The organism is Thermophilibacter sp., from assembly GCF_966187215.1.
Genome location: NZ_CBIFYV010000108.1, coordinates 1 through 7,773 on the forward strand (window position 1 = coordinate 1; position 7,773 = coordinate 7,773).

The 7,773-nt window shown below is 68.0% G+C and carries 7 protein-coding genes; 2 read left to right on the forward strand and 5 right to left on the reverse strand.

Annotation, left to right across the window (positions count from 1 at the left end; translation table 11 throughout):
* Positions 1-277 (forward strand): hypothetical protein (locus ACWTSU_RS08400; RefSeq protein WP_455139662.1); only part of this gene is annotated, 277 nt, incomplete at its 5' end.
* Here ACWTSU_RS08400 and ACWTSU_RS08405 read toward each other — a convergent pair.
* The 4 genes from ACWTSU_RS08405 to ACWTSU_RS08420 are packed head-to-tail and all read right to left on the reverse strand — an operon-like array spanning position 267 to position 3,617.
* Entirely contained in the window at positions 267-566 is a 300-nt protein-coding gene (locus ACWTSU_RS08405; protein ID WP_455139664.1) for a PTS sugar transporter subunit IIB, read from the reverse strand. The genes ACWTSU_RS08400 and ACWTSU_RS08405 overlap by 11 nt on opposite strands.
* A gap of 8 nt (positions 567-574) precedes the next feature.
* Positions 575-1,885 carry a PTS sugar transporter subunit IIC gene (locus ACWTSU_RS08410; protein ID WP_455139666.1) on the reverse strand — a complete coding sequence of 437 codons (1,311 nt, stop codon included), beginning with the start codon at positions 1,883-1,885 and terminating at the stop codon, positions 575-577.
* Between the two features lie 2 nt (positions 1,886-1,887).
* Positions 1,888-3,291 (reverse strand): glycoside hydrolase family 1 protein, encoded by a 1,404-nt coding sequence (locus ACWTSU_RS08415; protein WP_455139668.1) that lies wholly within the window; start codon positions 3,289-3,291, stop codon positions 1,888-1,890.
* Complete coding sequence (locus tag ACWTSU_RS08420) at positions 3,288-3,617, reverse strand: PTS lactose/cellobiose transporter subunit IIA (protein ID WP_455139670.1); 330 nt, start codon at positions 3,615-3,617, stop codon at positions 3,288-3,290. The genes ACWTSU_RS08415 and ACWTSU_RS08420 overlap by 4 nt, the downstream gene beginning before the upstream one ends.
* Before the next feature lie 165 nt (positions 3,618-3,782).
* Between ACWTSU_RS08420 and ACWTSU_RS08425 the strand changes: the two genes are divergently transcribed.
* Positions 3,783-5,684 (forward strand): BglG family transcription antiterminator, encoded by a 1,902-nt coding sequence (locus ACWTSU_RS08425; protein WP_455139672.1) that lies wholly within the window; start codon positions 3,783-3,785, stop codon positions 5,682-5,684.
* 318 nt (positions 5,685-6,002) lie between these two features.
* On the opposite strand, the gene groL is transcribed toward ACWTSU_RS08425, so the two are convergent.
* A complete protein-coding gene (groL, locus tag ACWTSU_RS08430) occupies positions 6,003-7,643 on the reverse strand; it encodes a chaperonin GroEL (RefSeq protein ID WP_455139674.1) in 1,641 nt (546 codons plus the stop codon).
* Positions 7,644-7,773: the final 130 nt, after the last annotated feature.

Sequence of the window (7,773 nt, forward strand, 5' to 3'; positions counted from 1 at the left end):
CTCGGCCATCGGCACCAACGCCAACCCGTTCGCCAAGATGATCGGCGACATCAAGCTCAACAAGTGGGGCTACATCGTCGCCGACGAAGACGGCCGCCGCGAGCATCACCAAGACGCTCGTCGGGTAGACCGCTTCCCGCCGCACGACGAGGCCCCGCCGGTCGCACTGACCGACGGGGCCTCATCTTGTCTCGACAGCGGGCGAGTCGTTCGGGGGCGCGGGGTCGGGCCCGCCGGAAACGCGCGGCCCCGACCCGCCCCCTCGCTCAGCCGATGAGGGCGATCGCCTGATCGAGCACGTTGTCGGCGCGCATCATGCCAAAATCCTGGGGCGCGATCACCATGAGCGGTGCGCGGTCGCCCACCATGGCGCGCGCGTCCTTCTCAGCGAAGCGAACCTGGGGCCCCAGGAGCACGGCGTCGACGCCCTCGAGGTTGGACTCGAGCTCGGTCATCGGGACCGCCTCGACCTCCACCTCGATGCCGCGCCCCTCGCCCTCCTCGACGAGTCGCTGGGCGAGCATCGACGTGCTCATGCCCGCATAGCAGACCAGCAGCAGCTTCATTGTCCCTCCTACTCGGTCGTGCCGGACTGGGCCTCCTCATCGAGCTTCTGCTTCTCGTACACCTTGAAGAACGGGAGGTAGAGAAGGACGTCGATGACGATGAGGGCGAGGCAGAAGATCAGCGAGGCGACCTCCATGTTGGAGAGCAGCGCCCCGATGGGAGCGAACATGTTCCAGCCGGCATAGGCGTACGTCTTGCCAATGATACCAAGCGCCATGGCCCCATAGGTGAGCAGGCCGTTGATCGGCATCACGAGCAGGAACGGGATGAACATCGTGGGGTTGTACATCAGCGGCAGACCGAAGATGATCGGCTCGTTGATGTTGAAGAAGGCCGGGACGATGCCCAGGCGACCGACGGTCCTGATCTGCTTGGAGCGCGAGACCAGGCACAGCAGCGCCAGCGCGAAGGTGGCGCCGGAGCCCCCGATGGCCATGAACGTCCACCAGAACGGCGGGGTCAGGACGTGCGGGAGCTGCGTGGACGCCACGCCCGCCATGTGCGCCGTCATGTTGGCGTCGAGGTTGGCGTAGCTGATCACGTCGAGCGGGCTCGTGATCACGGAGTCGTGGATGCCGAACCACCAGAACAGCATGACGATGAGACCGAGCAGGAAGATTCCGACCGGCGTGCCGGCGAGCGACACCACCGGCGCCATGATCACGGTCATGACCTCGGGAAGCGTGACGCCCGTCGCGACGATGACCGCCTGGGAGAGCGCCCCCGCGCACACCAGGACGATGGCGCAGGGAACCAGGCTCGCAAAGGCGTCCGTGATGGCGGGCGGCACCGCCGCGCCCGCGATCTCGATGGCGCCCACGCGCCTGGACGTGAGGAAGCGGTAGAGCTCGATCGCCAGTATCGTCACGAGAATCGCCGCGAAGAGACCCGTGGAGTCGAAGTGGTCGGTCACGAAGGAGCCCTCCACGTCAACGCCCGACGTGACGAGCCAGCACGCCGCGCCCAGGAAGGTCGGGAGGAACGAGCTCATCTTGTAGTGGCGCGAGAGGAAGTACGACAGGCCGATCGCCGCCCACAGGCCCATGATGCCCATCGTGAAGGTGTTGATCGCCCCGAGCGGCGCGGCAAGCACCTCGGCGACGCCGGCCCAGCCCTGGAAGAACGCCTGCAGCGGGCCGGGGTCGAGCGTGGTGTAGTCCACCGGAGGCTCGATGATGATGAGCGCGAAGCTGCCGATGGTGAAGAACGGGATGAGCGTCATGAACGTGTTCTGGATGGCCTTGATGTAGCGGTTCTTGGCCAGGCCGTTGGCCACGGGCGCGATGTGCGCCTCGATGAATCCGGTGATCTTGTCCATGGTCATTCCCCCCTTTCCCTGATCGTGTCCCTGTACCAGTAGAAGCTGTCCTTGGGGATGCGGCGGCAGTCATCCCCATAGTCCACGTAGACGAGGCCGTATCGCTTGCGATAGCCGTTGATCCAGCTGTAGAGGTCCATCGTCGACCACACGAAGTACCCGCGGACGTCGCAGCCCTCGGAGCGGGCGCGCCAGATCCAGTCCACGAACCCCCTCAGGTACTCGATGCGATAGTCGTCGCGCACCCGCCCGTCCACGAGCTCGTCGGCATGCCCCATGCCGTTCTCCGTGATGTAGACGGGTGTGCGCGGGTATTTCTCGCGCAGGTCCATGAGCAGGTCGTAGACGGAGCGCGGATAGAGCTCCATCCCCCAGGCGTTCTTGGGGACGGACGGGTCGGCGTCGAGCGTGAACCACCCGCGCACGGTCTTCTCGTGGTTGTCCTCGGGTCGGCCCGTGTTGTTGGCCGAGAGGTTCGTGGGCGAGCCGTCGCTCGGCTTCACGAGCTCGCGCTCGTAGGCGTTCACCCCCAGAAAGTCCACGCGCCCCTCCGCGAGGAGGGCCTCGTCCCCGGGCAGCACATAGGAGGTGTCGCAGCCGTCCGCCTCGAGCCTCTCGCGCATCTCGGGCGGGAGGACGCCGAGCACGGCAACGTCGTTGACGCTCCGGTTGAAGAAGAGGTCCGCGTTCCGCGCCGCCTCCGCGTACTCCTCGCTCTTGACGCGCGTGTCGATGTAGTAGGAGTCGCTCACGAGCCCTATCTGCCCCGTCATGCCGATCGCGCGGAACTCGCGCACCGCGAGGGCGCTCGCGAGCAGCATGTGGTACATCGCGCGCCAGCGCCGGCCGAGGTCGCGCACGTTGGGCGGGTAGTTGCCAATGGCATAGGAGCAGAGCGTGTCGTAGTTGGGCTCGTTGATGGTGAGCCAGAGGCGGACGCGATCGCCGAAGCGCTCGAAGCAGGCGCGGGCATAGCGCGCGAAGGCCTCGCAGGTCTCGCGCCGCTCCCACCCCCCGCGCTCGAAGAGCGGCTGCGGGAGATCGTAGTGATAGAGCGTGACCATGGGCTCGATGCCGCGCTCCAGGCAGGCGTCGATGACGCGGTCGTAGTGCGCGAGTCCCGCCTCGGAGATCGCCCCGGTGCCGTCGGGGATGATCCGCGTCCACGCGACGGAGAAGCGATAGGCGTTCTGCCCGCCCTCCGCCATGAGGTCGAGGTCCTCCTCGAAGCGGTGGTAGTGGTCGGCGGCGACGTCGCCCGTCACGGGGTTCACGTTGTTGGCCGCGCTGTGACAGAAGCAGTCCCAGTTTGAGAGCCCCTTGTCCGCCTCTCTCCACGCGCCCTCGCACTGATAGGCCGCCGTGGCGCTTCCCCAGAGGAAGCGATCGGCGCCCGGGGCGGTCACGAGACCCCCTCGCCGCGACGTCCGCGGTAGAGCTCCACGAACTCCTGGGCCACGCTCTCGAACGTCATCGCGTTCATGAGGTGGTCCTGTGCGTGGACGAGAAGGAGCGTGAGCTCGAGGTCCTCGCCGCGGGCCTCGCAGGCCAGCAGGTCTATCTGGGCCTTGTGGGCCTCGGCGATGCCCCCGCGTCCCGCGTCGAGCTCCGCCTCGGCCTCGTCGAACGCCCCCTCCCGGGCGCGGTCGACGGCCGCGCGAAAGTGGCTGAAGGCGTCACCGGCGTTGGCGATGAGGCCGACCGACGCCATCTGCACCGCTTCCTTGTCCATGCGCACGCCTTTCTGACGAGTCCTCGCGCGCCTGCGCGCGCCTCACCTCACGTGATACCTTCTGGCGTTACGTCCTGCAATCAGATTGTTGCGGGGTGCCCCGCAAGGGCGCGAGCCGTGGGTACACTGTGACCCGACGAGAGACGACCGGGGCAAGGGGGACGCGTGGCACTGCTGAGCGAGCGACAGCGCCGCATCATAGACCTTCTTGCCGAGAGCCCCCTCACCGGCGCGGAGCTCGCCCGGGAGCTCGGTGTGTCCGTGCGCACGGTGCAGGCCGACGTCTCGCGCATCAACCGGGGCGGCGGCGTCGTGGCGAGCAGCAACCGAGGCTACCGGCTGGTGGAGGGCCCGCCCGAGGAGAGGGCCGCCCACGACGGGCGAGGGGCGCGAGCGCCCGAGGCGGACCCCGTGGACATCGCGCTGAGGGCCATCGTTTACGACCTCGTGAAGGGAGGCCTCGGGCCCACGGCGGACGATCTGGGCGAGCGGCTCTTCATGAGCCGGACGGCCGTCGAGCGCGTCCTGGGCGAGGCGCGGGAGCGCGTCGCTCCCTACGGCGTTGACGTCGCGCGCGAGCGCGGCCGCGTGACCCTCAGGGGCGACGAGCTCGGGCGCCGCCAGCTTCTGACGCGGCTCGTCATGGACGAGGCCGCCGGCCGCATATCGGCGGACGGCTTCGTCGAGCCCCTCTCCGAGGTGCTCGACCTCGACTTTGTTCGCGACGTCGTCAGACGCTGCGCCCATCGCGAGGAGCGCTACGTCGAGCCCGGCTATGTGACGGGGCTCGCCACGAGCCTGGCGATAGCCCTCTTTCAGATGCGCTGCCCGTCCGGCCCCGGGCTCGCGAGGCGCGATCCCGGGGAGCGCGACGTCGACCGGCGCGTGGCCCTTGACGTCTGCGAGACGTACGCCCGACGATGGCCCATTCGCGCCGGGGCCCAGGACGTCGACCAGATAGCCTCGCTGCTCGCGGGCCTGCTGCGCCCCACGTGCGGCGAGGCCTCCCCCGACAAGCCGATCGTCGGTCAGGATGCGCTGATCGCCGACATCGTGCGCTCCGCGCTCGAGCCCTATGGGGTCGCCGTGGAGGACGGCCCGGCGCTGCGCGGGCTCGTGCTCCATGTGGGACAGCTGGTGCGCCGCGCCGGGACCCACCCCCTGGAGGACGACGACCTGCTCGAGGGCATCAAGCGAAGCTGCCCGCTCCTGTTTGAGGCGGCCCAGGTCGTCGCCGGGGCTCTCTCCGAGCGCCTGGGCGTGCCCGTGCGCGACGGGGAGCTCGGGTTCCTGTGCGTCCACCTCGGGCTCATCATGGGCGAGCGCGCCAGCGGCAGGGCGCGCGTCGCGCTGCTCAGCACCACCTACCAGTCGGTTGACCGCGACCTGCGCGACCGGCTCGTCCGCCGCTTCGGAGACCAGGTCGACGTCTGCGTGTGCTGCGACGCCGCCGAGGCGCTCGACGCGGCGCGGGCACGGGCCGTCGACCTCGTCGTCACGACGCGGCGGCTGCCCGACCCATCCGTGCCCCACGTCATCGTCTCGCCGCTGCTTCTTTCGGATGACCTCCTCGCCATCGGCAGGGCGCTGCGCCACCACACCGAGAGCGGGAGGCTTGCGCGGCTGCGCTCGATGCGCTCGTTCTTCTCGGAGAGGCTCTTCGTGCGCGACGACGGACCGGAGCGGCGCGAGCGCGGGGAGGTCATCGACGAGCTCTGCGACCGGCTGCGCGAGGACGGCGCCGTCGACCCCTCGTTCGCGGCCTCCGTGCGCGCCCGCGAGGCCGCCGGCTCAACCTGCTTCTTCGAGCGCTTCGCCATCCCCCATGCGCTCGACATGAACGCGCGTCGCACGGCGTTCTGCGTGCTCACGAGCCGAGCCGGCGTCCGCTGGGGAGGACCCGTGATCCACGTCGTGCTGATGATCGCCGTGCGGCGCGAGGATCGCGAGCGCTTCATGGAGCTCTTCGACAGCACGGTGCGCGCCCTCGGCAACCCAGGGGTGCTCCCCCGCCTTGAGCGAGCCCGCAGCCTCGACGTCTTTCTCGACGCCCTTCTCGAGCGCTGACCCATCGTCGGCTCCCCGGCCTCGCGCCCGACGCGCGCCGCCCCGTCCCTCGCTCCTTCTCGCCCTTCTCGCCCCTCGCGTGCAATTAACCCGCAAAATCTGACATCCACAAACCTTAATCCAGCAATTATATGATTATAAAATCATTTTTTGCGTGTTATTTGGAGATGAGAGGGGCTCGAGGCGCCATCCTCGCCCCGAGAACGACCCCAGCCGAGAAACGAGAAGGCGCCCCCGGCCTTCCGCAGAGAAGTTCCGCTTCAGCGCACTTCTCGCAGGAAGGCCGGGGGCGCCGACCTAGCGGGTGAGGCTGTGGGCCTAGTACATCCCGCCACCCTGGCCGCCCTGGGCAGCAGCCGCGGAGATGGCCTCCTCGATGGTGGTGTTCTTGGGCTCGTCGGAGACGGTGGCCTCGGTGATGAGAATCAGCGACGCCACGGACGCGGCGTTCTGGAGCGTGACGCGGCAGACCTTGACCGGGTCGAGCACGCCCATCTCGATCATGTCGCCGTACTCGCCGGTGGCGGAGTCGAGGCCCTGGCCGGCGGGCATGCCCTTGATCTTCTCGGCCACGACGGAGCCCTCGTAGCCCGCGTTGTTGGCGATGGTCTTCACCGGCGCCTCGAGGGCCTTGCGGACGATCTCCACGCCGATCTTCTCGTCGGCGTCAGCGGCCTCGACGCCGTCGAGCACCTTGGAGGCCTCGAGGAACGCCACGCCGCCGCCGGCGACGATGCCCTCCTCCACGGCCGCGCGGGTCGCCTGCAGGGCGTCCTCGATGCGGTGCTTGATCTCCTTGAGCTCGACCTCGGTGGCCGCGCCGACCTTGATGACGGCCACGCCGCCGGCCAGCTTGGCCAGACGCTCCTGGAGCTTCTCCTTGTCGAAGTCGGACGTGGTGACCTCGTACTCGGCCTTGATCTGGGCGATGCGCTCGTCGATGGCCTGCTTGGAGCCGGCGCCGCCCACGATGGTGGTGTCGTCCTTGGTGATCTTGACGGACTTGGCACGGCCGAGCATCTCGGCGGTGACGTCGGTGAGCTGGACGCCGAGCTCCTTCATGGCCACCTGGCCGCCGGTCAGCACGGCGATGTCCTCGAGCATGCGCTTGCGGCGGTCGCCGTAGCCCGGGGCCTTGACGGCGCAGACGTTGAGCACGCCGCGGAGCTTGTTGAGGATCAGCGTGGCCAGGGCCTCGCCGTCAACGTCCTCGGCGATGATGAGCAGCGGCGCGCCCTGCTTCTGGACGGCCTCGAGAATCGGCAGGATGTCCTGGATGTTGGAGATCTTCTGGTCGGTCATGAGGATGTACGGGGAGTCGAGCTCGGCCGTCATCGTCTCGTTGTTGGTCGAGAAGTACGGGGAGATGTAGCCCTTATCGAACTGCATGCCCTCGACGGTGTCGATGTCGATGCCGAAGGTCTGGGACTCCTCGACGGTGATGACGCCGTCCTTGCCCACGACCTCCATGGCGTCGGAGATCTTGGCGCCGATCTCGGGGTCGGAGGCGGAGATGGTGCCCACCGAGGCGATCTGCTGCTTGGTGGAGACCTCCTGGGCGTTGGCCTTCATCTCCTCGACGACGGCGTTCACGGCCTTGTCGACGCCGCGACGGATGGCGATGGGGTTGGCGCCGGCGGCGACGTTGCGCAGGCCCTCGTTGACGATGACCTGGGCCAGCAGCGTGGCGGTGGTGGTGCCGTCACCCACGGCGTCGTTGGTCTTGGTGGCGACCTCCTTCACGAGCTGGGCGCCCATGTTCTCGATGGGGTCCTTGAGCTCGATCTCCTTGGCGACGGAGACGCCGTCGTTGGTGATGGTGGGGGCGCCGTAGGAGCGCTGCAGGGCCACGTAGCGGCCCTTGGGGCCCATGGTGGTGGTGACGGCGTCAGCCAGGGTGTTCACGCCCTTGGCGAGCTTGGCGCGAGCGTCGGTGCCGAAAACGATGTCCTTAGCCATTGCTTAATCCTTTCCGAGTGTGGAAAAGGGACTGTCCCTTTTCCACGTTGCGAGCAAAGGTGGAAAAGGGAATGTCCATTTTCCACACAGGGAGTTAGTCCTCGATGATGGCGTAGAGGTCGTCGGCGCG